At 69.6% G+C, this 24,549-nt stretch carries 26 protein-coding genes and 3 pseudogenes; 22 read left to right on the top strand and 7 right to left on the bottom strand.

Going from position 1 to position 24,549, the window contains the following annotated elements; translation table 11 throughout:
- Positions 1 to 193 precede the first annotated feature (193 nt).
- The 17 genes from rpmE (at position 194) to OO52_RS40220 (ending at position 15,325) form a co-directional block, all read left to right on the top strand.
- A complete protein-coding gene (gene rpmE / locus OO52_RS40300) occupies positions 194 to 418 on the top strand; it encodes a 50S ribosomal protein L31 (protein ID WP_014675000.1) in 225 nt (74 codons plus the stop codon).
- 105 nt (positions 419 to 523) lie between these two features.
- Entirely contained in the window at positions 524 to 1,591 is a 1,068-nt protein-coding gene (gene prfA, locus OO52_RS40295) for a peptide chain release factor 1 (protein WP_030656093.1), read from the top strand.
- Between the two features lie 45 nt (positions 1,592 to 1,636).
- Positions 1,637 to 2,482: a peptide chain release factor N(5)-glutamine methyltransferase gene (gene prmC, locus OO52_RS40290; RefSeq protein ID WP_030656095.1), complete on the top strand. Its 846-nt coding sequence runs from the start codon at positions 1,637 to 1,639 to the stop codon at positions 2,480 to 2,482.
- Between the two features lie 52 nt (positions 2,483 to 2,534).
- Positions 2,535 to 3,182 (top strand): L-threonylcarbamoyladenylate synthase, encoded by a 648-nt coding sequence (locus OO52_RS40285; RefSeq protein WP_014675003.1) that lies wholly within the window; start codon positions 2,535 to 2,537, stop codon positions 3,180 to 3,182.
- Positions 3,179 to 3,856 (top strand): low molecular weight phosphatase family protein, encoded by a 678-nt coding sequence (locus OO52_RS40280; protein ID WP_030656097.1) that lies wholly within the window; start codon positions 3,179 to 3,181, stop codon positions 3,854 to 3,856. Before OO52_RS40285 ends, OO52_RS40280 begins: the two co-directional genes overlap by 4 nt.
- Before the next feature lie 82 nt (positions 3,857 to 3,938).
- Positions 3,939 to 5,177, top strand: coding sequence for a serine hydroxymethyltransferase (gene glyA / locus OO52_RS40275; protein WP_030656099.1), 1,239 nt, complete (start codon positions 3,939 to 3,941; stop codon positions 5,175 to 5,177).
- Between the two features lie 128 nt (positions 5,178 to 5,305).
- Positions 5,306 to 6,631 (top strand): MraY family glycosyltransferase, encoded by a 1,326-nt coding sequence (locus OO52_RS40270; RefSeq protein WP_030656101.1) that lies wholly within the window; start codon positions 5,306 to 5,308, stop codon positions 6,629 to 6,631.
- A gap of 301 nt (positions 6,632 to 6,932) precedes the next feature.
- A complete protein-coding gene (locus tag OO52_RS40265) occupies positions 6,933 to 7,370 on the top strand; it encodes a hypothetical protein (protein ID WP_030656103.1) in 438 nt (145 codons plus the stop codon).
- A gap of 273 nt (positions 7,371 to 7,643) precedes the next feature.
- Complete coding sequence (gene atpB / locus OO52_RS40260) at positions 7,644 to 8,414, top strand: F0F1 ATP synthase subunit A (protein WP_030656105.1); 771 nt, start codon at positions 7,644 to 7,646, stop codon at positions 8,412 to 8,414.
- Between the two features lie 77 nt (positions 8,415 to 8,491).
- The gene (gene atpE / locus OO52_RS40255) at positions 8,492 to 8,731 is read left to right on the top strand and encodes an ATP synthase F0 subunit C (RefSeq protein WP_030656107.1); all 240 of its coding nucleotides are present in this window, start codon (positions 8,492 to 8,494) and stop codon (positions 8,729 to 8,731) included.
- Positions 8,732 to 8,770: 39 nt separating this feature from the next.
- A complete protein-coding gene (locus OO52_RS40250; RefSeq protein WP_030656109.1) occupies positions 8,771 to 9,322 on the top strand; it encodes a F0F1 ATP synthase subunit B in 552 nt (183 codons plus the stop codon).
- Positions 9,319 to 10,134 (top strand): F0F1 ATP synthase subunit delta, encoded by an 816-nt coding sequence (locus OO52_RS40245; protein WP_030656111.1) that lies wholly within the window; start codon positions 9,319 to 9,321, stop codon positions 10,132 to 10,134. The genes OO52_RS40250 and OO52_RS40245 overlap by 4 nt, the downstream gene beginning before the upstream one ends.
- Before the next feature lie 132 nt (positions 10,135 to 10,266).
- A complete protein-coding gene (gene atpA / locus OO52_RS40240) occupies positions 10,267 to 11,859 on the top strand; it encodes a F0F1 ATP synthase subunit alpha (RefSeq protein ID WP_030656112.1) in 1,593 nt (530 codons plus the stop codon).
- A 20-nt stretch (positions 11,860 to 11,879) separates the two neighbouring features.
- Entirely contained in the window at positions 11,880 to 12,797 is a 918-nt protein-coding gene (locus tag OO52_RS40235; protein ID WP_030656114.1) for a F0F1 ATP synthase subunit gamma, read from the top strand.
- Entirely contained in the window at positions 12,798 to 14,234 is a 1,437-nt protein-coding gene (gene atpD, locus OO52_RS40230; RefSeq protein ID WP_030656116.1) for a F0F1 ATP synthase subunit beta, read from the top strand.
- A gap of 118 nt (positions 14,235 to 14,352) precedes the next feature.
- The gene (locus tag OO52_RS40225) at positions 14,353 to 14,727 is read left to right on the top strand and encodes a F0F1 ATP synthase subunit epsilon (protein ID WP_014675015.1); all 375 of its coding nucleotides are present in this window, start codon (positions 14,353 to 14,355) and stop codon (positions 14,725 to 14,727) included.
- A gap of 151 nt (positions 14,728 to 14,878) precedes the next feature.
- Entirely contained in the window at positions 14,879 to 15,325 is a 447-nt protein-coding gene (locus tag OO52_RS40220) for a DUF2550 domain-containing protein (RefSeq protein ID WP_030656118.1), read from the top strand.
- 81 nt (positions 15,326 to 15,406) lie between these two features.
- On the opposite strand, the gene OO52_RS40215 is transcribed toward OO52_RS40220, so the two are convergent.
- Positions 15,407 to 17,227: a glycoside hydrolase family 18 chitinase gene (locus tag OO52_RS40215; RefSeq protein ID WP_030656120.1), complete on the bottom strand. Its 1,821-nt coding sequence runs from the start codon at positions 17,225 to 17,227 to the stop codon at positions 15,407 to 15,409.
- Between the two features lie 128 nt (positions 17,228 to 17,355).
- A pseudogene (locus OO52_RS40210) lies at positions 17,356 to 17,812 on the bottom strand (LuxR C-terminal-related transcriptional regulator); the annotation flags it as partial.
- Position 17,813: 1 nt separating this feature from the next.
- Here OO52_RS40210 and OO52_RS53400 point away from each other — a divergent pair.
- Together OO52_RS53400 and OO52_RS40200 are read left to right on the top strand one after the other, a co-directional pair.
- A pseudogene (locus OO52_RS53400) lies at positions 17,814 to 18,212 on the top strand (hypothetical protein); the annotation flags it as partial.
- A 46-nt stretch (positions 18,213 to 18,258) separates the two neighbouring features.
- Positions 18,259 to 18,762 (top strand): DinB family protein, encoded by a 504-nt coding sequence (locus OO52_RS40200; protein ID WP_030656124.1) that lies wholly within the window; start codon positions 18,259 to 18,261, stop codon positions 18,760 to 18,762.
- A 12-nt stretch (positions 18,763 to 18,774) separates the two neighbouring features.
- On the opposite strand, the gene OO52_RS40195 is transcribed toward OO52_RS40200, so the two are convergent.
- From OO52_RS40195 to OO52_RS40185, 3 genes are read right to left on the bottom strand one after another with little or no spacing between them, the layout of a single operon-like run.
- Positions 18,775 to 19,347 (bottom strand): cob(I)yrinic acid a,c-diamide adenosyltransferase, encoded by a 573-nt coding sequence (locus OO52_RS40195; RefSeq protein ID WP_030656126.1) that lies wholly within the window; start codon positions 19,345 to 19,347, stop codon positions 18,775 to 18,777.
- A 13-nt stretch (positions 19,348 to 19,360) separates the two neighbouring features.
- Positions 19,361 to 20,101, bottom strand: coding sequence for an ABC transporter permease (locus OO52_RS40190; RefSeq protein ID WP_030656128.1), 741 nt, complete (start codon positions 20,099 to 20,101; stop codon positions 19,361 to 19,363).
- Between the two features lie 7 nt (positions 20,102 to 20,108).
- Positions 20,109 to 20,924, bottom strand: coding sequence for an ABC transporter ATP-binding protein (locus tag OO52_RS40185; RefSeq protein WP_078877422.1), 816 nt, complete (start codon positions 20,922 to 20,924; stop codon positions 20,109 to 20,111).
- 65 nt (positions 20,925 to 20,989) lie between these two features.
- On the opposite strand from OO52_RS40185, the pseudogene OO52_RS40180 reads away from it, so the two are divergent.
- Positions 20,990 to 21,529: pseudogene (locus OO52_RS40180) on the top strand (TetR/AcrR family transcriptional regulator); the annotation flags it as partial.
- Here OO52_RS40180 and OO52_RS40175 read toward each other — a convergent pair.
- A complete protein-coding gene (locus tag OO52_RS40175) occupies positions 21,526 to 21,732 on the bottom strand; it encodes a DUF397 domain-containing protein (RefSeq protein ID WP_030656134.1) in 207 nt (68 codons plus the stop codon). The pseudogene OO52_RS40180 and the gene OO52_RS40175 overlap by 4 nt on opposite strands.
- On the bottom strand, positions 21,714 to 22,556 hold the full coding sequence (locus tag OO52_RS40170; RefSeq protein WP_030656136.1) for a helix-turn-helix domain-containing protein: 843 nt from the start codon (positions 22,554 to 22,556) through the stop codon (positions 21,714 to 21,716). The genes OO52_RS40175 and OO52_RS40170 overlap by 19 nt, the downstream gene beginning before the upstream one ends.
- A gap of 473 nt (positions 22,557 to 23,029) precedes the next feature.
- Here OO52_RS40170 and OO52_RS40165 point away from each other — a divergent pair, with 473 nt between their 5' ends.
- A complete protein-coding gene (locus tag OO52_RS40165) occupies positions 23,030 to 23,878 on the top strand; it encodes a 3-hydroxyacyl-CoA dehydrogenase family protein (RefSeq protein ID WP_030656138.1) in 849 nt (282 codons plus the stop codon).
- A gap of 158 nt (positions 23,879 to 24,036) precedes the next feature.
- On the top strand, positions 24,037 to 24,360 hold the full coding sequence (locus OO52_RS40160) for an STAS domain-containing protein (protein WP_030656141.1): 324 nt from the start codon (positions 24,037 to 24,039) through the stop codon (positions 24,358 to 24,360).
- Positions 24,361 to 24,549: the final 189 nt, after the last annotated feature.

Genomic DNA, 24,549 nt, shown 5'->3' with positions numbered 1-24,549 from the left:
ACCCCCGGCCGCGCACGGTGATCAAGCGGCTCCCCCTGGGCGAACCCACCGCTCACCCGAGCCGGAATAGAACAACCGCACCCCCGGTTTGGGAAGAAGGCACCAGTCCTGGCAGACTGGTACGTCGGCTCCGGTTCACGCCTCCGCATCCCGCGGCAGCGACCCGGCGCCCTCCCGGAACATAGGAGACACCTTGAAGCGCGACATCCACCCCGCGTACGTCGAGACGCAGGTCAGCTGCACCTGCGGCGCGTCGTTCACCACCCGCAGCACCATCGAGTCCGGCACCATCCGGGCCGAGGTCTGCTCCGAGTGCCACCCGTTCTACACGGGCAAGCAGAAGATCCTCGACACCGGTGGCCGTGTGGCCCGCTTCGAGGCCCGCTTCGGCAAGGCTGCCGCCGGCTCCAAGAAGTAGCGAGCCCCATTTCGCCGGTCCACGGTCACGCCCTCACGGGGGTGTGCCCGGGACCGGCGTTTTTGGTCGCCCGCCCTTCCCTTCACCGCAGTACAGGAGCCCAAGATGTTCGAGGCCGTCGAGGAACTCGTCGCCGAGCACGCCGATCTGGAGAAGAAGCTCGCCGATCCGTCGGTCCACGCCGACCAGGGGAACGCGCGCAAGCTGAACAAGCGCTACGCCGAGCTGACCCCGATCGTCGCCACGTACCGCTCCTGGAAGCAGACCGGTGACGACGTCGAGACCGCGCGCGAGTTCGCGGCCGACGACCCCGACTTCGCCGCCGAGGTCAAGGATCTGGAGAAGCAGCGCGAGGAGCTGACCGAGAAGCTGCGCCTGCTGCTCGTCCCGCGCGACCCCAGCGACGACAAGGACGTCATCCTGGAGATCAAGGCGGGCGCCGGCGGCGACGAGTCGGCGCTGTTCGCGGGCGACCTGCTGCGCATGTACCTGCGCTACGCCGAGCGCGTCGGCTGGAAGACCGAGATCATCGACGCCACCGAGTCCGAGCTGGGCGGCTACAAGGACGTCCAGGTCGCGGTGAAGGCCCGCGGGCAGATCGAGCCCGGCCAGGGCGTGTGGGCCCGGCTGAAGTACGAGGGCGGGGTGCACCGCGTGCAGCGGGTCCCGGCCACCGAGTCCCAGGGCCGTATCCACACCTCCGCCGCCGGTGTCCTCGTGACCCCCGAGGCCGAGGAGGTGGACGTGGAGATCAACCCCAACGACCTCCGCATCGACGTCTACCGGTCCTCCGGCCCGGGCGGCCAGTCCGTCAACACCACCGACTCCGCCGTGCGCATCACGCACATCCCGACCGGAGTCGTCGCCTCCTGCCAGAACGAGAAGAGCCAGTTGCAGAACAAGGAGCAGGCGATGCGTATCCTGCGCTCCAGGCTGCTCGCCATGGCGCAGGAGGAGGCGGAGAGGGAGGCCGCCGACGCCCGCCGCAGCCAGGTCCGCACCGTCGACCGCTCCGAGAAGATCCGCACCTACAACTTCCCGGAGAACCGCATCTCGGACCACCGCGTCGGCTTCAAGGCGTACAACCTGGACCAGGTCCTGGACGGCGACCTCGACGCCGTGATCCAGGCCTGTGTCGACGCCGACTCGGCGGCGAAGCTCGCCGCCGCCTGAGAGCCGTACGCACGCACGAGCACGAGTACGACACGGAGGACTCGCGTGAACCTGCTGCTCGCGGAGGTGGCCCAGGCCACCCAGCGGCTGGCCGACGCCGGCGTGCCCTCGCCGCGCACCGACGCGGAGGAGCTCGCCGCGTTCGTGCACGGCGTGAAGCGCGGCGAACTGCACTCCGTGAAGGACGCCGACTTCGACGCCCGCTACTGGGAGGTCATCGCCCGGCGCGAGCAGCGCGAGCCGCTGCAGCACATCACCGGGCGTGCCTACTTCCGGTACCTGGAGCTCCAGGTCGGGCCGGGGGTGTTCGTGCCCCGGCCGGAGACCGAGTCGGTGGTCGGCTGGGCCATAGACGCCGTGCGTGCCATGGACGTGGTCGAGCCCTGCATCGTCGACCTGTGCACCGGCTCCGGCGCCATCGCGCTCGCCCTCGCCCAGGAGGTCCCGCGCTCGCGCGTGCACGCCGTGGAGCTGTCCGAGGACGCCCTGGTGTGGACCCGCAAGAACATGGCCGGCTCCCGAGTCGACCTGCGCCAGGGCGACGCGCTGACCGCCTTCCCGGACCTCGACGGCCAGGTCGACCTGGTCATCTCCAACCCGCCGTACATCCCGCTCACCGAGTGGGAGTACGTCGCCCCGGAGGCCCGTGACTACGACCCGGAGATGGCGCTGTTCTCCGGCGAGGACGGCCTCGACCTCATCCGGGGCATCGAACGCACCGCGCACCGGCTGCTGCGCCCGGGCGGGGTCGTCGTGATCGAGCACGCCGACACCCAGGGCGGCCAGGTGCCGTGGATCTTCACCGAGGAGCGGGGCTGGGCCGACGCGGCCGATCACCCCGACCTCAACAACCGCCCGCGGTTCGCCACCGCTCGCAAGGCGCTGCCGTGAGCACCCCCCAGTTCTCAACCCCGCAGTACGTGTACGAGGAGGCCAGCTAGACATGGCACGGCGATACGACACCAACGACGCGACCGACCGCGTGACGGGTCTGCGCGAGGCCGCGTCCGCCGTCCGCCGGGGCGAGCTGGTGGTCCTGCCGACCGACACGGTGTACGGCATCGGCGCCGACGCGTTCTCCTCGGAGGCCGTCGCCGACCTGCTCGCCGCCAAGGGCCGGGGCCGCAACATGCCCACCCCTGTCCTCATCGGCTCCCCGAACACCCTGCACGGCCTCGTCACGGACTTCTCCGAGCTGGCCTGGGAGCTGGTCGACGCGTTCTGGCCGGGCGCCCTGACGCTCGTCGCCAAGCACCAGCCGTCCCTCCAGTGGGACCTGGGCGACACCCGCGGCACGGTCGCCGTCCGCATGCCGCTGCACCCGGTCGCCATCGAACTGCTCACCGAGGTCGGCCCGATGGCGGTCTCCTCCGCCAACCTGACGGGCCACCCGGCACCGGAGGACTGCGACGCCGCACAGGAGATGCTCGGCGACTCCGTCTCCGTCTACCTCGACGGCGGCCCCACCCCGGGCAACGTGCCGTCGTCCATCGTGGACGTCTCCCGCGAGGTCCCGGTGCTGCTGCGCGCGGGCGCGCTCTCCGCGGAGGAGCTGCGCAAGGTCGTACCCGACCTTGAGGTGGCGAATTGACGGCCCCTGAAGCGGGGCGTGGCATAGGCGGCGGGGGCTACAGCGCGGAGGAGACGACGACGTTCGGGTTCCCCCGCGACACCTTCCGCATCCTCCACGTCAGCACCGGCAACGTGTGCCGCTCGCCCATCACCGAGCGGCTGACCCGCCACTTCGTCGCGGAGCGGCTCGGCGTACTCGGCGGCGGACTGATCGTGGAGAGCGCCGGCACCTGGGGCCACGAGGGCGCGCCCATGGAGGCCCACGCGGAGACCGTGCTGGCGGAGTTCGGGGCGGACGCCTCCGGCTTCGTCGGCCGGGAGCTGCTGGACGAGCACGTGATCATGGCCGATCTGGTGCTGACCGCCACCCGTGACCACCGCGCCCAGGTCATCTCCATGGGCCATTCGGCGGGCCTGCGCACCTTCACCCTGAAGGAGTTCACCCGCCTGGTCCGGGCGATAGATCCGGCCACCCTGCCGCCGCTGGAGGACGGCGTGGTCATGCGGGCCCGCGCGCTGGTGCGCGCGGCGGCGGCGCTGCGCGGCTGGCTGCTCGCCCCGACCGCCGAGGCGGACGAGGTGTACGACCCGTACGGCGCCCCGCTCACCTTCTTCCGGTCGATCGGCGACGAGATACGGGACGCCCTGGACCCGGTGGTGACGGCGCTGACCGGGGTACCGGCACGGGCGTAGGGCGCGCGGCGATACCGGGCGCCCCGCACGTCCCCGGCCTACATTGGGGATACGTCACCGTCGACCGCCCCGGGAGCCCGCCATGTCGGTCACCCATTCCCTAGAGACCGACGTCTTGCGCCGGCAGGACCCGGCGATGGCCGAGATCCTCCTGGCCGAGCTGGAGAGGCAGTCGACCACGCTGCAGCTCATCGCCGCCGAGAACTTCTGCTCGCCGGCCGTGCTCGCCGCCCTCGGCTCCGCGCTCGCCAACAAGTACGCCGAGGGCTACCCCGGCGCCCGGCACCACGGCGGCTGCGAGCTGGTCGACGTCGCCGAACGCGCGGCCATCGACCGGGCCAAGGAGCTGTTCGGCGCCGAGCACGCCAACGTACAGTCCCACTCCGGCTCCTCGGCCGTCCTGGCCGCCTACGCGGCCCTGCTGCGCCCCGGCGACACCGTCCTCGCCCTCGGCCTGCCCTACGGCGGTCACCTCACCCACGGCTCCCCGGCGAACTTCTCCGGCCGCTGGTTCGACTTCGTCGGCTACGGCGTCGACGCCGAGAGCGGACTGATCGACCACGACCAGGTGCGCCACCTCGCCCGCAACCACCGGCCCAAGGCGATCGTGTGCGGCTCCATCGCCTACCCCCGGCACCTGGACTACGCCTTCTTCCGCGAGGTCGCCGACGAGGTCGGGGCCTATCTGATCGCCGACGCGGCGCACCCGATCGGCCTGGTCGCCGGGGGAGCGGCGCCCAACCCGGTGCCGTACGCGGACATCGTGTGCGCGACCACGCACAAGGTGCTGCGCGGCCCGCGCGGCGGGATGATCCTGTGCGGGGCCGAGCTGGCCGAGCGCGTGGACCGGGCCGTCTTCCCCTTCACCCAGAGCGGCGCCCAGATGCACACGATCGCCGCCAAGGCCGTCGCGTTCGGCGAGGCGGCGACCCCGGCGTTCACCGTGTACGCCCATCAGGTCGTCGCCAACGCGCGCGTGCTGGCCGGTCACCTGGCCGCGGAGGGCCTGGTCGTCACGACCGGCGGCACGGACACCCACCTGATCACCGCGGACCCCGCCCCGCTCGGTGTGGACGGCCGTACCGCGCGCGGCCGGCTGCTGGCGGCCGGTCTGGTGCTGGACTGCTGCGCGCTGCCGCACGGCGACGGACGCGGGCTGCGCCTGGGCACGGCCGCGGTGACCACCCAGGGCATGGGCGAGCCGGAGATGGTGCGGATCGCGGCGCTGCTGGCGGCGGTGCTGCGCGGAGAGACGGAGCCGGCCGCGGCACGGGAGGAGGCACGCGCGCTCACCGGCCAGTTCCCGCCGTATCCCGGCTGAACCGGGGTAGCCGACGGGGGTGCACAGCCACTCGTGCAACCATCGTCGATACCCGGAAGTCCTCATCCATATGCGTCCGTCGCTAGGGTGTGGGGCTGTGATGGCCAGCGAGACCTGTGGGGAAGCCCGTGCGTGAATACCTGCTGACGCTCTGCGTCACGGCTGCGGTGACGTACCTCCTGACGGGGCCGGTACGGAAGTTCGCGATCGTGGCCGGGGCGATGCCGGAGATCCGGGCCCGGGACGTGCACCGGGAACCCACTCCGCGCCTCGGCGGTATCGCGATGTTCTTCGGACTGTGCGCGGGCCTGCTGGTGGCGGACCACCTGACGAACCTCAACGAGGTCTTCGCGAAGTCCAACGAGCCGCGGGCGCTGCTCTCGGGCGCGGCCCTGATCTGGCTGATCGGCGTCCTGGACGACAAGTTCGAGATCGACGCGCTGATCAAGCTGGGCGGTCAGATGATCGCCGCGGGCGTGATGGTCATGCAGGGTCTGACGATCCTGTGGCTGCCCATCCCGGGTGTCGGCAACGTCGCCCTGACCCAGTGGCAGGGCACGCTCCTGACGGTCGCCCTGGTGGTCATCACGATCAACGCGGTCAACTTCGTGGACGGCCTGGACGGGCTCGCGGCCGGCATGGTGTGCATCGCGGCGGGCGCGTTCTTCCTGTACGCCTACCGGATCTGGTACTCGTACGGCATCGAGGCCGCCGCCCCCGGCACGCTGTTCGCGGCGATCCTCATGGGCATGTGCCTGGGCTTCCTGCCGCACAACATGCACCCCGCGCGGATCTTCATGGGCGACTCGGGGTCGATGCTCATCGGCCTGGTGCTGTCGGCCGGGGCCATCTCGATCACCGGTCAGGTGGACCCCGACGCGCTGAACCTGTACGCGGGCTCGGAGAAGGCGGCGGTCCACCAGACGGTCCCGGTGTACATCCCGCTGCTGCTGCCGCTGACGATCATCGCCGTACCGGCCGCCGACCTGGTGCTGGCCATCGTGCGCCGCACCTGGCGCGGTCAGTCGCCGTTCGCCGCCGACCGCGGTCATCTGCACCACCGCCTGCTGGAGATCGGCCACTCGCACAGCCGGGCCGTGCTGATCATGTACTTCTGGTCGGCGCTGATCGGCTTCGGGGCGCTGGCGTACTCGGTCAACTCGGCGTCGATGTGGATCGTGCTGGGCGTGGTCTTCCTCAGCGCGATCGGTCTGGTCCTGCTGCTGCTCCCGCGGTTCACCCCGCGCGTGCCGGTGTGGGCCCAGCGGTTCGTGCCGCCGCGGTACCGCAGGCGGCGCCGGGCTCCCGAGGCCACCGCGGCGGCGGAGGCCGCCACCGCCACGGAAGCGGAGGCTCCGGGAGGCGAGGAGCGGACCCCGGTCACGGCCGGTGTCTCGGGCGTAAACGGGGCGACGGCGGTCAGCGCCAGGTCACGATTCCTCGATCGCCGTTGACGGCCAAGGTAAGAATCTGACTAGAGCATTGCCAACTCGTGGGGGAGCAAAGGCCCCTAATACCAGACAAGTGGGCGCGGTTTTTGCACAGACGCGCACTGTCACTCTCATGTGTGACAGCGAGCACACCCACCAGGTAAAGACCTCATCAAATAGTTTGTGATACGGTTCACGAGAACCCCGGATAGAACCGAAGGACCCGAGTGCGACGGTCCATTGGTGTGAGGTCTCGATCACTCAGCCCGGGACTACGCTCGTCCATGACGACACCCTGCCCCCTGTGAAAAGCGGAGTTGCCGCCATGCCGTCCAATGACGTCCGGAACCTTGCGCAGATCGCTGTGCCCACAGCGGCTGCCGGCGTGATCGCTGTCGCCGTGAGCGCCGCGGTCGCGGGGGGCAAGGGCGCGCTCGGCGCGGTCGTCGGCACGGTGCTGGCCATCCTGTTCATGGGACTCGGCCTCTACGTGCTCCAGTGGACGGCAAAAACGCTCCCGCAGCTCTTCCAGGCGATGGGGCTGCTGCTCTACGTCGCCCAGCTGCTGCTCCTCCTGATCTTCGTCGCTGTCTTCAAGGACACCTCCCTCTTCAACGCGAAGACGTTCGCCGTGTCGCTCGTCGTCGCGACCGTCGTGTGGATGGCCGCGCAGGCACGCGCGCACATGAAGGCCAAGATCTTCTACATCGACCCGGACTCCGCGAAGAGTGAGAAGCCCGAGAAGACAGGGCCGAAGCCGTGAGGGGTAGGGGCGGGATAAAGGCTTGTGAGATCTCCTGCTATCGTCCGGTGCCAACTGCGGCATCGCGGGCGCGGGCATCCGAGCTGACGCCTGCTCGATCGCGAGGCTCGATGCCCCCCAGCCGCCCCCACATCCGTAACACCAGTCCGGTGCCGATCCGCGGCCGTGTGCCGCGCCGACACAACGAGGTTGCCGAACCCATGCGTCACGCCGAAGGAGCCCGCGGTGAGTGCTGACCAGACCCAGCTCGCCTTCGACTGGAGTTGTCGGATCATGTCCGACAACGGGTGTGGCTTCCCGGCTCCGGGCCTGCACTCCTTCCTGTTCAAGCCGCTCGCCACGGTGGGGGGCTTCGAGTTCAACAAGGTGATGCTGCTCGCGCTCGTCACCTCGCTGCTGGTCGTTCTGTTCTTCTCGGCAGCCTTCGGCAAGGCCAAGGTCGTCCCGGGCAAGCTCCAGATGATCGGCGAGGCCGGCTACGACTTCGTCCGCCGCGGCATCGTGTACGAGACCCTCGGCAAGCGCGAGGGTGAGAAGTGGGTGCCGTTCATGGTCTCCCTCTTCTTCTTCATCTGGATCATGAACATCTGGTCCGTGATCCCGCTGGCCCAGTTCCCGGTGTCCTCGGTGATCGCCTTCCCGATGGTGCTGGCCGCGATCGTCTACATCACCTGGGTGGCGCTCACCTTCAAGAAGCACGGCTTCGTCGGCTTCTTCAAGAACGTCACGGGCTACGACAAGTCGCTCGGCGCCGTGCTGCCGCTCGTCATGGTCATCGAGTTCTTCTCGAACCTGCTGGTCCGCCCGTTCACGCACGCGGTGCGACTGTTCGCCAACATGTTCGCCGGTCACCTGATGCTGGTCATGTTCACCGTGGCCTCCTGGTACCTGCTGAACAGCTGGCTGGTCGTGGGCGCCGGTGTGTCGTTCCTGATGACCGTCGCCATGATCCTCTTCGAGCTTTTCGTGCAGGCCGTCCAGGCGTACGTCTTCGTACTGCTGGCCTGCTCCTACATTCAGGGCGCTCTCGCCGAGCACCACTGAGCCGAACCACCCGCCCATCCCCCCAGTCGTCCGGTGGCCAACCCCCACCGGTCCGTAAAAGAGAAGGAAGAAACGGCATGTCCGCTGCCATCGACCTCGCCGCCGGCGTCTCCGGTTCCCTCGGTTCCATCGGCTACGGCCTCGCGGCCATCGGCCCCGGCATCGGCGTCGGCATCATCTTCGGTAACGGCACCCAGGCCCTGGCCCGCCAGCCCGAGGCCGCGGGTCTGATCCGCGCCAACCAGATCCTGGGCTTCGCCTTCTGTGAGGCGCTCGCCCTCATCGGCATCGTTATGCCGTTCGTGTTCGGTAAGTAATCACCCCTTACCTGACACGAATCGACGAAAGGCACTGATGTGATCGCCAACCTGGTACAGCTGGCGGCCGAGGAGACGGAGCAGAACCCGCTCGTCCCGGCTGGTCCTGAGCTGCTCGTCGGCACCATCGCCTTCGCCATCGTGTTCTTCTTCTTCTGGAAGAAGCTGCTTCCGAACATCAACAGGGTTCTGGAGGAGCGTCGCGCGGCGATCGAAGGCGGCATCGAAGAGGCCGACGCCATGAAGGTCGAGGCCCAGAGCGTCCTTGAGCAGTACAAGGCCCAGCTCGCCGAGGCCCGGCACGAGGCCGCGCGCCTGCGCCAGGAGGCGCAGGAGCAGGGTGCCGCGCTCATCGCCGAGATGCGGGCCGAGGGCCAGCGGCAGCGCGAGGAGATCGTCACCGCCGGCCACGCCCAGATCGAGGCCGACCGCAAGGCCGCCGCGTCCGCGCTGCGTCAGGACGTCGGCAAGCTCGCCACCGAACTGGCCGGCAAGCTCGTCGGCGAGTCCCTCGAGGACCACGCCCGTCAGAGCCGTGTGATCGACCGCTTCCTCGACGAGCTTGAGGAGAAGGCCGAGGCCGCGCGATGAACGGAGCGAGCCGCGAGGCCCTGGCAGCCGCACGTGAGCGTCTCGACGCGCTGACGGACTCCACGTCCGTCGACGCCGCGAAGCTCGCGGAGGAGCTGGCGGCCGTCACCGCGCTGCTCGACCGCGAGGCCGGCCTGCGCCGGGTCCTCACCGACCCGGCGCAGCCCGGGGAGGCGAAGGCGCAGCTTGTCCAGCGCCTGATCGGCGGCCAGGTCAGCGGCACCGCCGCCGACCTGGTGTCCGGGCTGGCCCGGTCCCGCTGGTCGCAGCCCCGCGACCTGGTGGACGCGCTGGAGGAGCTGGCGAACATCGCCGACCTTACGGCCGCGGAGAAGACGGGCACCCTCGACGACGTCGAGGACGAGCTGTTCCGGTTCGGCCGGATCGTCTCCTCCAGCACCGAACTGCGCGCCGCGCTCACCGACCGTGCCGCCGGCACCTCGGCCAAGACCGAGCTGCTGCACCGGCTCCTGGGCGGGCGGGCCAAGCCGGCCACCGAGCGGCTGGTGACGCGCCTCGCGACCGCGCCGCGTGGACGTAGCCTGGAGACGGGACTGGAGTCCCTGTCCAAGCTCGCCGCCGATCGCCGGAACCGCATGGTCGCCGTCGTCACCTCGGCGGTGCCGCTGAGCGACGGGCAGCGCGAGCGCCTCGGCGCCGCCCTGACCAAGCTCTACGGGCGTCGGATGCACCTCAACCTCGACGTCGACCCCGAGGTCGTCGGCGGGATCCGGGTGCAGGTCGGTGACGAGGTCATCAACGGCTCCATCGCGGACCGGCTGGACGAGGCCGCCCGCCGCATGGCGAGCTAGCAGCAACTCGATATCTCGAGAAAAGCAGTACGTACTTACGGCCCTGGTTGGGCCGTGCAGAGGATTCCTGGGGGTCGCCCCCAGACCCCCAAAGTGAAACTTCGGGCCCAACAAGGAGAGCAGGGAACCCAGATGGCGGAGCTCACGATCCGGCCGGAGGAGATCCGGGACGCGCTGGAGAACTTCGTCCAGTCGTACAAGCCGGACGCGGCCTCGCGCGAGGAGGTCGGTACGGTCACCGTCGCCGGCGACGGTATCGCCAAGATCGAGGGTCTGCCCTCGGCCATGGCGAACGAGCTGCTGAAGTTCGAGGATGGCTCCCTCGGTCTCGCGCTGAACCTGGAAGAGCGCGAGATCGGTGCGGTCGTCCTGGGCGAGTTCAGCGGCATCGAGGAGGGTCAGCCGGTCACGCGCACCGGTGAGGTCCTCTCCGTCGCGGTCGGCGAGGGCTACCTCGGCCGTGTCGTCGACCCGCTCGGCAACCCGATCGACGGCCTCGGCGAGATCGAGACCGACGGCCGCCGCGCCCTTGAGCTGCAGGCCCCCACGGTCATGCAGCGCAAGTCGGTGCACGAGCCGATGGAGACCGGCTACAAGGCCGTCGACGCGATGACCCCGATCGGCCGTGGTCAGCGTCAGCTGATCATCGGTGACCGCCAGACGGGCAAGACCGCCCTGGCCGTCGACACGATCATCAACCAGCGCGACAACTGGCGCACGGGCGACCCGAAGAAGCAGGTCCGCTGCATCTACGTCGCCATCGGCCAGAAGGGCTCCACCATCGCCGGCGTGCGCCGCGCGCTGGAGGAGAACGGCGCGCTGGAGTACACGACCATCGTCGCCGCCCCGGCGTCCGACCCGGCCGGCTTCAAGTACCTGGCGCCGTACACCGGTTCGGCCATCGGCCAGCACTGGATGTACCAGGGCAAGCACGTCCTGATCATCTTCGACGACCTGTCGAAGCAGGCCGACGCCTACCGCGCCGTATCCCTGCTGCTGCGCCGCCCGCCGGGCCGTGAGGCCTACCCGGGTGACGTCTTCTACCTGCACTCCCGGCTGCTGGAGCGCTGCGCCAAGCTCTCCGACGACATGGGTGCCGGTTCGATGACCGGTCTGCCGATCGTCGAGACCAAGGCCAACGACGTCTCGGCGTTCATCCCGACCAACGTCATCTCCATCACCGACGGCCAGTGCTTCCTGGAGTCGGACCTGTTCAACGCGGGTCAGCGTCCCGCGCTGAACGTCGGTATCTCCGTCTCCCGAGTCGGTGGTTCCGCGCAGCACAAGGCGATGCGCCAGGTCTCCGGCCGCCTCCGCGTGGACCTCGCCCAGTTCCGTGAGCTGGAGGCGTTCGCCGCCTTCGGTTCCGACCTGGACGCGGCCTCGAAGGCCCAGCTGGAGCGCGGCCAGCGCATGGTCGAGCTGCTGAAGCAGGACCAGTACCAGCCGATGGCCACCGAGGACCAGGTCGTCTCCGTGTGGGCCGGCACCAACGGCCGCATGGACGACGTGCCGGTCGCCGACATCCGCCGCTTCGAGCGGGAGCTGCTGGACTTCCTGCACCGGAAGCACCAGGGCCTGATGACCTCCATCAAGGAGGGCGCCAAGATGTCGGACGACACGATCCAGGCGATCGACGACGCCGTGGCGGAGTTCAAGAAGCAGTTCGAGACGAGCGACGGCAAGCTGCTCGGCGAGGACGTTCCTGCCGCTGCCGCCAAGTGACGTAAGGAAGGACCTGACTCATGGGAGCCCAGCTCCGGGTCTACAAGCGTCGCATCCGATCCGTCAGCGCGACCAAGAAGATCACCAAGGCGATGGAGATGATCGCCGCCTCGCGTGTCGTCAAGGCGCAGCGCAAGGTGGCGGCCTCCACGCCGTACGCGCAGGAGCTCACGCGCGCGGTCACGGCGGTCGGTACGGGTTCGAACACCAAGCACCCGCTCACCACGGAGGCGGAGAACCCGAGCCGTGCCGCGGTCCTGCTCCTCACGAGCGACCGCGGTCTGGCCGGCGCCTTCAACTCCAACGCCATCAAGGCCGCGGAGCAGCTGACCGAGCGCCTGGAGCGCGAGGGCAAGCAGGTCGACACGTACATCGTCGGCCGGCGCGGTGTGGCCCACTACAACTTCCGTGAGCGCAAGATCGCGGAGTCGTGGAGCGGCTTCACCGACGAGCCGACGTACGCGGACGCCAAGAAGGTGGCGGCGCCGCTGATCGAGGCCATCGAGAAGGACACGGCCGAGGGTGGTGTGGACGAACTCCACATCGTCTTCACCGAGTTCGTCTCGATGATGACGCAGACGGCGCTCGACGCCCGGCTGCTGCCGCTGCGCCTCGAAGAGGTCGCCGAGGAGGCTCACCCGAAGGGCGAGATCCTCCCGCTGTACGACTTCGAGCCCTCGGCGGAGGACGTCCTCGATGCCCTGCTGCCGCGCTACGTGGAGAGCCGCATCTACAACGCGCTGCTCCAGTCGGCCGCTTCGAAGCACGCCGCCACGCGGCGCGCGATGAAGTCGGCCACCGACAACGCGGGCGAGCTGATCAACACGCTCTCCCGTCTTGCCAACGCGGCCCGCCAGGCCGAAATCACCCAGGAAATCAGCGAGATCGTCGGTGGCGCCAGCGCCCTGGCCGACGCGACCGCGGGGAGTGACCGATAAATGACCACCACTGTTGAGACCGCGACGGCTACGGGCCGCGTCGCCCGGGTCATCGGCCCGGTCGTCGACGTGGAGTTCCCCGTCGACGCGATGCCGGACATCTACAACGCCCTCCACGTCGAGGTCGCCGACCCGGCCAACGCGGGCGAGAAGAAGACGCTGACCCTGGAGGTCGCCCAGCACCTGGGTGACGGCCTGGTCCGCACGATCTCCATGCAGCCGACCGACGGTCTGGTCCGCCAGGCCCCGGTCGTCGACACCGGCGACGGCATCACCGTCCCGGTCGGTGACTTCACCAAGGGCAAGGTGTTCAACACCCTCGGTGAGGTGCTGAACGTCGACGAGCAGTACGAGGGCGAGCGCTGGTCCATCCACCGCAAGGCCCCGAACTTCGACGAGCTCGAGTCGAAGACCGAGATGTTCGAGACCGGCGTCAAGGTCATCGACCTGCTGACCCCGTACGTCAAGGGCGGCAAGATCGGTCTGTTCGGCGGCGCCGGCGTCGGCAAGACGGTGCTCATCCAGGAGATGATCTACCGTGTCGCCAACAACCACGACGGTGTCTCCGTGTTCGCCGGTGTCGGTGAGCGCACCCGTGAGGGCAACGACCTGATCGAGGAGATGTCCGACTCGGGCGTCATCGACAAGACCGCGCTGGTCTTCGGTCAGATGGACGAGCCCCCGGGCACCCGTCTGCGCGTCGCGCTGGCCGGCCTGACCATGGCCGAGTACTTCCGTGACGTCCAGAAGCAGGACGTGCTGTTCTTCATCGACAACATCTTCCGCTTCACGCAGGCCGGTTCCGAGGTCTCCACGCTGCTCGGCCGTATGCCGTCCGCGGTGGGTTACCAGCCGAACCTGGCCGACGAGATGGGCCTCCTCCAGGAGCGCATCACCTCGACCCGCGGTCACTCGATCACCTCGATGCAGGCGATCTACGTCCCCGCCGACGACCTGACCGACCCGGCCCCGGCCACCACCTTCGCCCACCTCGACGCGACGACGGTTCTGTCCCGTCCGATCTCCGAGAAGGGCATCTACCCGGCCGTGGACCCGCTGGACTCCACGTCCCGGATCCTGGACCCGCGCTACATCACGCAGGACCACTACAACGCGGCCATGCGCGTGAAGACGATCCTGCAGAAGTACAAGGACCTCCAGGACATCATCGCGATCCTCGGTATCGACGAGCTCGGCGAGGAGGACAAGCTCGTCGTCCACCGTGCCCGTCGTGTGGAGCGCTTCCTGTCCCAGAACACCCACGTCGCCAAGCAGTTCACCGGCGTGGACGGCTCGGACGTGCCGCTCGACGAGTCGATCGCCGCGTTCAACGCGATCTGCGACGGCGAGTACGACCACTTCCCCGAGCAGGCGTTCTTCATGTGCGGTGGTCTCGAGGACCTGAAGAAGAACGCGAAGGAGCTGGGCGTCTCCTGACTCCGGCACTCGTCTGAGTCGTGAGGGGGCGGGGTGCGTCCCGCCCCCTCATCCACGCCCACTAGAATTGACCCCAACACCCGGCGCCCCTGCCGGGTGGTGACCCGAGGAGCCACTCTTGGCTGCTGAGCTGCACGTCGAGCTGGTCGCCGCCGACCGCCAGGTCTGGTCCGGCGAGGCCACCCTGGTCGTCGCGCGCACCACGTCCGGCGACATCGGCGTCATGCCCGGTCACCAGCCGCTGCTCGGTGTGCTGGAGTCGGGCCCGGTGACCATCCGTACGAGTGAAGGTGGAACGGTCGTCGCCGCGGTGCACGGCGGTTTCATCTCGTTCGCGGACAACAAGCTGTCCCTGCTGGCCGAGATCGCCGAGCTGTCGGACGAGATCGATGTCCAGCGCACGGAGCGGGAACTGGAGCGTGCGAAGGCGGAGGGCGACGCCGTCGCCGAGCGCCGCGCGGACGTCCGACTGCGCGCTGCGACGGCGCGCTGAACCAGCCGCGCTGTACGTTGACGTCACTCAGCCGCGGCCGGCCCGGAGCAATCCGGTGCCGGTCGCGGCTGAGGCAGATGTGGGTGTTTTTTCCGTTTCATTACTCAGTCGTAGAAGCAGTTCTACCTAGGAGACGAGGAGGTCGGTGCCGATGGTCCTCGCTCTGACTGTGTGCGGGATCGCGGTCGCGCTCGTGGTGGTGGGACTGTTCCTGTTCGGGCTGCGCCGGAGGCTGATCCAGCGTTCCGGCGGCACCTTCGACTGTTCGCTGCGCTGGGACCTGCCCGAGAAGCCGGACACGGGCGGCAAGGGCTGGTCCTACGGCGTCACCCGCTACAACGGCGACCGCATCGAGTGGTACCGGGTCTTCTCCTACGCCCCCCGCCCCCGCCGCGTCCTGGAACGCGGCCAGATCGAGGTGGCCGGCCGCCGGCTGCCCGAGGGCGAGGAGGAGCTGGCGCTGCTGTCCGACGCGGTGGTGCTGGCCTGTACGCACCGGGGCACGCGCCTGGAACTCGCCATGAGCGAAGACGCGCTGACCGGATTCCTCGCGTGGCTGGAGGCAGCCCCGCCCGGACAGAGGGTGAATGTGGCGTAGCCGCATTCACCCTCTGGGTGGGGCTCCCCCCGGACGAAGTCTGGGGGGAGCGTCAACGTCGCTTAGTGGTGCTGTTCGTTCCTACAGGTTGCTGCTGATCGCGTTCACCAGTTCACCGTTGGCGGTGTCGCCGCTGAATTCCCAGAAGAACGCGCCGCCGAGGCCCTGGTTCTTGGCCCACGCCATCTTCGAAGCGATGGTGGCGGGGGTGTCGTACGACCACCAGTTGCTGCCGCAGTGCGCGTAGGCGGTGCCGGCGACGGTGCCGGTGGCCGGGCAGGACGTCTTGAGGACCTTGTAGTCCTCGATGCCCTGCTCGTAGGTGCCGGTCGCCGGGCCGGTGGCCGTGCCGCCCGGGGCGTCCTGGGTGACGCCGGTCCAGCCGCGGCCGTAGAAGCCGATGCCGATGAGCAGCTTCTTCGCGGGCACGCCGATCGCCTTGAACTTGGCCATCGCGTCGGCGGTGGTGAAGCCCGCCTTCGGGATGCCGTCGTACGAGGTGAGCGGGGAGTGCGGGGCGGTCGGGCCCTTGGCGTCCCAGGCGCCGAAGAAGTCGTACGTCATCACGTTGTACCAGTCGACGTACTGGGCGGCGCCCGCGTAGTCCGCGGCCTCGATCTTGCCGCCGGCCGAGCCGTCGGCGGTGGTGGCCGCGGTGACCAGGTTGTTCGAGCCGAACTTGGCGCGCAGCGCGGACATCAGGTTCTTGAAGGCCGCGGCCCCGCTGGTGTCACAGGTCAGACCGCAGGCGTTCGGGTACTCCCAGTCGATGTCGATGCCGTCGAAGACGTCGGCCCAGCGCGGGTCCTCGACCAGGTCGTAGCAGGACTGGGCGAAGGCGGCCGGGTTCTTGGCCGCGTCCGCGAAGCCGCCGGACCAGGTCCAGCCGCCGAAGGACCACAGCACCTTGATGTTCGGGTACTTGGCCTTCAGCTGGCGAAGCTGGTTGAAGTTGCCGCGCAGCGGCTGGTCCCAGGTGTCGGCGACGCCGCTGACCGACTGGTCGGCGGTGAAGGCCTTGTCGTAGTCGGCGTAGGAGTCGCCGATCGCGCACTTGCCGCCGGTGACGTTGCCGAAGGCGTAGTTGATGTGCGTGATCTTGGCCGCGGAGCCGGAGGTCACCAGGTTCTTGACGTTGTAGTTGCGGCCGTAGATGCCCCACTCGGTGAAGTAGCCGAGCTTGACCTTGTCGCCGGTGGGCGGGGGAGTGGTGCCGCCGCCGGTGGTGTGCACCTTGACCGCGCCGCTGACAGGGCCGGTCTGGTCGGCGGTGTCCCGGGCCTGCACGGTGTAGGAGTAGTCGGTGCCGGCGGTCAGGCCCGTGTCGGTGTACGACGTGGTGGTGACCGTGGCGACCTTGGTGCCGTCGCGCAGGACGTCGTAGTTCTTGACGCCCTTGTCGTCGGTGGCCGCGCTCCAGGAGAGCTTCACCGAGGTGTCGGTGACGGAGGAGGCGGTCGGGGTGCCGGGGGCGGAGGGGGCCGCGTCGCCGGGGACCGTCGTGCCGTCGCAACTGTCGCCGTTCAGCTTGCAGTTGGACGGGGAGCCGGAGCCCGCGCCGTTGAAGCCGAAGGAGACGGAGGCGCCCGGGGCGAGGGTGCCGTTGTAGGACTTGTTCTTCGCGGTCCAGTGGGTGCCGGAGCCGGTGACGTCCGCGTCCCAGGCGGAGGTGACGGACGTGCCGGAGGGGAAGTCCCACTCGACGGTCCAGGAACTGATGCTGCTGGTACCGGTGTTCTTGATGGTCCACTGACCACCGAAGCCGGTGCCCCAGTCGCTCGTCTTGGTGAAGCTGGCCGTCGCGTTGGCCGCCGCCTGGGCGGGGCTCGCGAGTCCGACCAGGCCGGCCAGGGGGAGCAACAGGGTCGCGAACCCTGCCGCGGCTCTGTGTCTGAAGCGCATGCTGCGCCTCCCTCGTCATCGGGGTGTCAGGGGCATGACTGAGCCTTCATGCCCATGGTGCTGCGAGGGTAGAAAGGTCTGGACCACCCGTCAATAGGTCTGGACCACTCCTGAGCGAGCCCGCGCTGGAGCCCCAACTCCCGGGCGCGAACCACCGCTTGCACCCGGCTGCGCAGCTCCAGCTTGGCCGGCAACCGGCTGACGTGCGTCTTCACCGTGCCCTCCGCCATGTCCAGCCGGGCCGCGATCTCCGCGTTCGACAGGCCCTCGCCGACACAGCCCAGCACCTCCCGCTTCCGCCGGGTGAGGCCCTCCAGCACGGCCGGGTAGGCCTTCGCCTCCCGCGCGGGAGCCGCGGCGGACTCCGCGATCAGCCGCCGGGTCACGGCAGGCGCCACGATCCCCTCCCTCGCGCGCCACCGTCCGCACCGCCTCCGGCAGCTCCCTCGCCTCGGTGTTCTTCAACAGGAACCCGGCCGCCCCCGCCCGCAGCGCCCCGAAGACGTACTCGTCGAGGTCGAAGGTGGTCAGCACGAGCACGTCCGCGAGCCGCTCGGCGACGATCCGCCGGGTCGCGGACACCCCGATCGTGCTCTTCGCCGTCACCGCGATCGACCTGAGGAACGGCGCCGAACCGGACTGGCGGCACGGCCTCGCCGCGGTCTACATCGGCTTCACGGTCGGCCTCGGCCGCTCCACCATCAGGTGGGCGGACGCCCGGGTGGCCCACCGCTTCGCCGGCGGCCCGCCCCCGGTGAGGCCGCCGAAGTGCGGTACGGCCCGCGCCGTCCACGAGTGGAAGGTCGCGGCCCGCTGGATCCTGGCCTCGGCCGTCGCCCTCGCCCTGCTCCAGGGCGCGGTCTGGTACGTGGGCGACGGCGGGGACACCGGTTCGCTGCGGGCCTGGCAGCAGCGCATGCTGTGGGCGATCGGGATCAACGTGGTCATCGCGGCGAGCTACACGTTCTTCCCCAAACGTGAGCCGAAAAGTCTGTCGACACCGAGGCGGGCGCCGGGACATCATCGCCGCGATGACACGCACCGACACGCCTCCCGCCTGGGACGAGCGCACCCAGCTGACCACCTTCCTCACCTACGTCCGCGCCACCGCGCGCGCCAAGTGCGAGGGACTCTCCGACGAGGACGCCGTGAAGGCGATCCTCCCCGGCTCGCCGCTGATGACCCTGAGCGGACTGATCAACCATCTGCGCTGGGTCGAGTACTACTGGTTCCGGGTCGTCTTCCTCGGGGAGCCGGACGAGGGCCCCTGGACCGACGAGGACCCCGACCGCGAGATGCGGATCGCCGTCGACATCCCGCTGTCCCGGCTCCTCGACGAGTACGCCGAGCAGGCCGCGCGGCACGACGACCTCGTCGCCGCGCACGACCTGGACACCAGGGCGCGGATGAAGCGGAAGGACGGCAGCGCGGTGGACCTGCGCTGGATCCTGCTCCACCTCATCGAGGAGACGGCCCGGCACAACGGCCACATCGACATCCTGCGCGAGCAGATCGACGGCCGCACCGGCGACTAGACCAGACAGGCCCTAGCGCTCCCCGCCCGGCACCCACAGCACGTCGCCGGCCTCCCGGTTGGCGCTGCGGGCCAGGATGAACAGCAGGTCGGAGAGGCGGTTCAGGTAGGTCGCGGTGAGCGGGTTCATCGTCTCGCCGTGCACCTCCATGGCCGCCCAGGTGGATCGCTCGGCCCGGCGTACGACCGTGCACGCCTGGTGCAGCAGGGCGGCGCCCGGGGTGCCGCCCGGCAGGATGAAGGAGCGCAGCTTCTCCAGCCGCTCGTTGAAGCGGTCGCAGTCCGCCTCCAGCCGGTCGACGTAGAACTGCTCCACCCTGAGCGGCGGGAACTCCGGGTTCTCCACCACCGGCGTCGACAGATCCGCGCCGACGTCGAACAGGTCGTTCTGGACGCGGGTGAGGACCGCGACGATCTCCTCGTCCAGGCCGCCCAGCGCGATGGCGGTGCCGATCACCGCGTTGGCCTCGTTGGCGTCCGCGTAGGCGGAGATCCTCAGGTCCGTCTTGGGCACCCGGCTCATGTCGCCGAGGCTGGTGGTGCCCCGGTCGCCGGTCCTCGTGTAGATGCGCGTCAGGTTGACCATGTGGCCAGCGTAGTTACGCCCCGGCCGTCCGGAACACCCGTGTGCCCGCCGTCACGGCCAGTACGGCGAAGCCGACGGCGACCAGGACGCCGTAGAGCATGTGCGCGCTCGTGTACTCGCCGACGTACGCGTCGCGGACGGCGTCCACCAGATAGCGGAACGGGACGAAGTGCGACAGCACGTCCAGCCAGGCGGGCGCGAAGGTCATCGGGAGCATCAGGCCGGACAGCAGCATCGACACCATGTTGATCAGCGGGCCGAACTCCTGCGGGGTGCGGACCTTCATGCCGAGCGCGTACGACAGCGACGCGAGCGAGACCGTGAGCAGGGCGACGAAGGCGAAGCCGATCAGGATGCCGGCCAGCGGCGCGCGCAGGCCCATCACCAGCGCGGCCAGCACCAGCAGCACCGCCTGGAAGACGAACACCGTGGCGTCCCGCAGTACCCGCCCGAGCAGCAGGGCGAGCCGGCTGACCGGCGTCACCCGCATCCGCTCCACCACCCCCTGCCCCTTCTCCATGATGACCGTGAACCCGGCGAACAGGGCACCGAACAGGCCGAGCTGGAGCAGTAGTCCGGGGACCAGCACCTGCCAGGAGCTGCCCTGTCCGCCCAGTGGCAGACCGGTGAGCAGCGGGCCGAAGAAGAGCAGGTACAGCAGGGGTGTCAGCACGCCGAAGAGCAGGGCGAAGCGGGAGCGCAGGGACTGACGGAGGTAGCGGCCGTAGACGAGGGCCGTGTCGTGGAGAAGCATTCCGGTCCTAAACGGCGACGGGGGCGGTGTCGGCCGGGGAGGGCCCGCGGCCGGTGACGGCGAGGAAGGTGTCCTGGAGGGTGGCGTCGAGCGAGCCGCCGTAGCGGAGCTTGAGCGCGCCCGGGGTGCCCTCGGCGGCGACCGTGCCCCGGTCGGCGATCACCAGGCGGTCGGCGAGGGCGTCGGCCTCGTCCAGGTAGTGGGTGGTCAGGAAGACGGTCGTACCGTGCGCGTCGCGCAGCCGGCGGACCAGGTCCCACAGGTCGGCGCGGCTGCCGGGTTCGAGGCCGGTCGTCGGTTCGTCCAGGAAGAGCACTTTCGGGCGGTGGGTGAGCGCCATCGCGATGTCCAGGCGGCGCCGCTGACCGCCGGAGAGCGCGCCGGTCTTGCGGTCGAGGAGCCCGGTGAGGTCCAGATCCGCGGCCAGTTCCGCGGCACGGGTGACCGCCTCCGCCTTCGGCAGGCGGTACATCCGGCCCTGGGTGACGAGTTCCTCCCGCACGGTGATCTGCGGATCGACCCCGCCGGACTGGGCGACGTAGCCGCTCACCCGGCGCACCCCGGCCGGATCGGTCGCGAGGTCGTGGCCGGCCACGGTGGCCGCGCCGCCGGTCGGTTTCAGCAGGGTGGTGAGCATCCGCAGGGTGGTGGTCTTGCCTGCGCGGTGCCCTTGCGGGCGGCCTGTGCGGGGGACCGGCGGTCGGGCTCGGCTGGTGCGCCGGACGCCGTCGGCAGGGCGGGCGGTACGGCGGGAAGCAACGCCCTGGTGCACGTGCCGCGCGGTGAGCGCCTCAGCGGGCCAGGAGGGCGACAGCTTCCCCATCCGACGACACACCGGCTGGAGGAAAAGGCTCCGCCCCCCTTCGTCCGTCCTGACGCCGGAGGCGCCTCGCCGAGATCGCGGAGGCGGCGAACGTCTCCGTCAACACCGTCTACAACTACTTCCCCGCCAAGGAGGACCTCTTCCTCGACCGCTCCGTCGGCGTGGCCGACCGGCTCGCGCGCTGGGTCCGGGGCAGGGACGCCGGGGAGTCCGCGGCGTGCGCCGTCCTGCGCGAACTGCGCGGTGAGGTCGAGGCCGTCTCACCCCGGGTCGGCCTGATGGAGGGCTACGACCGCTTCATGCGCGTCATCCACGAGGCCCCGGCGCTGCGCTCCCGGCTGTGGAGCCTCCAGCAGGAGATCCACGACACCCTGGAGGCGGCCCTGCGCGAGGAGACCGGCGCCGGCGCCGACGATCCCCTGCCGGACCTGATGGCCGGTCAGATCTGCTGGATCCACCAGTCCGTCTTCGTCGCCATCGGCCGCGAGATGCTCGCCGGGCGCGAACCGGCCGAAGTGTCACGAGAGGTGCTCGTCCTGCTGGACGACATCGAGGACCTGTTGAGCGACAAGGTCCTCGGCTACGCCGTCCGGGGCGAGCCCTAGCGGAGCGCGCCCGTCCGCACGGCGCCGACGAACGACGACCAGGACCCGGCCGCGAAGAGGAGGGCGGGACCGTCGGGGGCCTTGCTGTCGCGGACGGGGACGGCGGGGGAGAGGTCGTCGGAGACTTCGAGGCAGGCGCCGCCGTCGGGGTTGCTGTAGCTGCTCTTGCGCCAGGTCACGGTGGTCATGTCGATGGCTCGCACGGCACTTCCTCCAACATCCGCAGGATGAACTTGCGCGACTGGGCAGGAGTCAGCGCCTGGTCGCGCATCGCATCGTACGCACGTTGCAGTCGCTCAACTGCGGCATTTTCCTCAACCAGTTCGCCGTGGTACGCGTTTTCCAGGTACGCCACGGGGGTGCCGCTTGTCAGACGTAGGAACATGACGTCGGTGCTCACGAGACCGTGCGGGCCCGAACTGTCCGGCAGTACCTGGAGGGTGATGTTCCGGTGCTCCGACACGTCCAGGAGGTGGTCCAACTGCTCCCTCCACGCCCTGGCGTCGGGCAAGCCCGCGCGCAGCACGGACTCGGCCATGATGGCGCGGAACGGCGGGGCGCCCTCTCCCTCCAGCACCATCCGTCGCCCGGCACGCGCGGTGACCTGCTGTTCCAGCTCTTTGCCCGCGTAGCCGCCAAGGACGAGCAGCTCACGGGCGTATGCCTCCGTCTGTAGCAGGCCGTGCACAGTGCTCACGCCGAAGTGCCACAGGCTCACCGCCTCCGCCTCCAGCGTCATGTACCGCCGGTACTGCTCCTTGAACTGCGTCGGGTCGGCCACGGCCATCTCCCACATCGCCAGCAGCAGTCCGGGCGTTCCGTGGTACTTGTCCAGCGCCTCGGCCACCTCCGGCCCGCCCAGTGTCTCCCCGCTCTCCAGCTTCCTGAAGAGCGAGGGGTCCCAGCCGACCGCCTTGGCCAGCTCCCGCAGGCTCAGGCCCCTGGAGGTGCGGAGCAGGCGAAGTTCCTCCGCGTAACGTCGGCGGGGCTCCTGACTGCGTCCGGTGATCGCCCTGCGCATCGGCACGGGGCACCTCCTTCATGGTCGCCGTGTGACGGTCCGGACGCAGAGCGTATCGACGCGTGCGCGACCGCGGTGCCGGAAGCCGTGGTGCCGTACCGGTACGGTTGACGCTCACTCACCGACCGCGCCCGCCTGGACGCTTCCGTGAGCGACCCGCACGAGGAGCCGTTGCCGGCACGACCGTCGCTTCCCCCGGGTTCCTCGCCGGCCTGTTGCCGACCGCGTGCTGCTGGTACGGCGCAAGCCGGGTGACTTCATGGGCGGCCTGCGGGAGCCCCCTCCGGCAAGGTGGAGGCGGCCACTTCGACTACGCCGACAGCCGCGGCTCGTGAAGCCGCCCTCCCGCCCCGTACCCCTGCCGGTGTGATCTCCGTCAAATGGGACGTGACGCGCGTTACTTACCGGTCACACAGCGGCGCCGGAGCGCTATGGTCCGCCGAGAGGCAGACCTTTCACCGCGTTCATAGGGAGTCGGAGTGGCACGGAAGCTCGCCGTCATCGGGGCCGGTCTCATGGGTTCCGGCATCGCCCAGGTCGCCGCGCAGGCGGGCTGGGACGTCGTCCTGCGTGACGTCACCGACGAGGCGCTGAAGCGCGGCACCGACGGCATCAAGGCCTCGTACGACAAGTTCGTCGGCAAGGGCAAGCTGGCCGCCGAGGACGCCGAGGCCGCCCTCGCGCGCATCACCCCGACCACCGACCTGGACGCCGCCGCCGACGCGGACATCGTGGTGGAGGCCGTCTTCGAGAAGCTCGAGGTCAAGCACGAGATCTTCCGCGCGCTCGACAAGCTCGTGCGCGAGGACACCGTGCTCGCCTCCAACACCTCCGCCATCCCGATCACCAAGATCGCGGCGGCCACCGAGCGCCCCGAGCGGGTCGTCGGCGTGCACTTCTTCTCGCCGGTGCCGATGATGCAGCTCGTCGAGCTGGTCCGCGGCTACAAGACCAGCGACGAAACCCTCGCCACCGCGCGGGAGTTCGCCGAGTCCGTGGGCAAGACCTGCATCGTCGTCAACCGGGACGTCGCCGGCTTCGTCACCACCCGGCTCATCTCGGCGCTCGTGGTCGAGGCCACCAAGCTCTACGAGTCCGGCGTCGCCACGGCCGAGGACATCGACCTCGCCTGCAAGCTGGGCTTCGGCCACGCCATGGGCCCGCTCGCCACCGCCGACCTCACCGGCGTGGACATCCTGCTGCACGCCACGAGCAACATCTACACCGAGTCCCAGGACGAGAAGTTCGCCCCGCCGGAGCTGATGCGCCGGATGGTGGATGCCGGTGACATCGGCCGCAAGAGCGGGCAGGGCTTCTACAAGTACTGAGTCAACCCGCCCACGCACAACCACCCCGGGAGTGTCACTCCCCGGGGTGAATTCGGTATCGGTTCGCTTACAAGCAGCAACCGCACCGCCACCCGAACAGTCAGACGTTGCACAGCACCGTCACCGAGTACGCCAACCGCACTCAACGGGGAGCGCATATGTACATCAGGGGCGACCACGCCGAGCTGGTCGTCGGGGGCCGCCTCGACGTCCGCAGCGCGGCGGACGCCCGTACGGCCCTGCACTCGGCCGTCGACACCGGAGTCGGCGACCTGGTGCTCGACCTGTCCGAACTGGACTCCTGGGACGCCACCGGGCTCGGGGTGATCATGGGTGCCCACCGGCGGGCCGGCCGCTGCGGTCGCCGTCTGGTGCTGCGGGGCGTGCCCCCGCAGATGCAGCGTCTGCTGGTGGCGACCCGGCTGCACCGCATCCTCGCCATCGAGGGCGGTATCGGGGTGGAGTCGCTGCCCCGGGTGTGAGGTACGCAATCCTCACAAGACCGTGACGTCTCGGACCGCGCGGTACCCCGCCCTGTCGGAGACACTGAGGAAAGGTTTAGGGTGCGGTCGCCCGCCGCCTCGCAACCCTCGACCGAGCGGGCCCGGACCAGAAGCGACAGCGCGGTGTGCGACAAGGCCGGGAGGGGCCGCAAACACGGGCACACGACG

Origin of the sequence: Streptomyces flaveolus, assembly GCF_000716535.1 — a bacterium.
Classification (GTDB): Bacteria; Actinomycetota; Actinomycetes; order Streptomycetales; family Streptomycetaceae; genus Streptomyces; species Streptomyces flaveolus_A.
The sequence above is the reverse complement of the archived record's forward strand: the minus strand, read 5'-3'. Positions and strand labels throughout refer to the sequence as shown.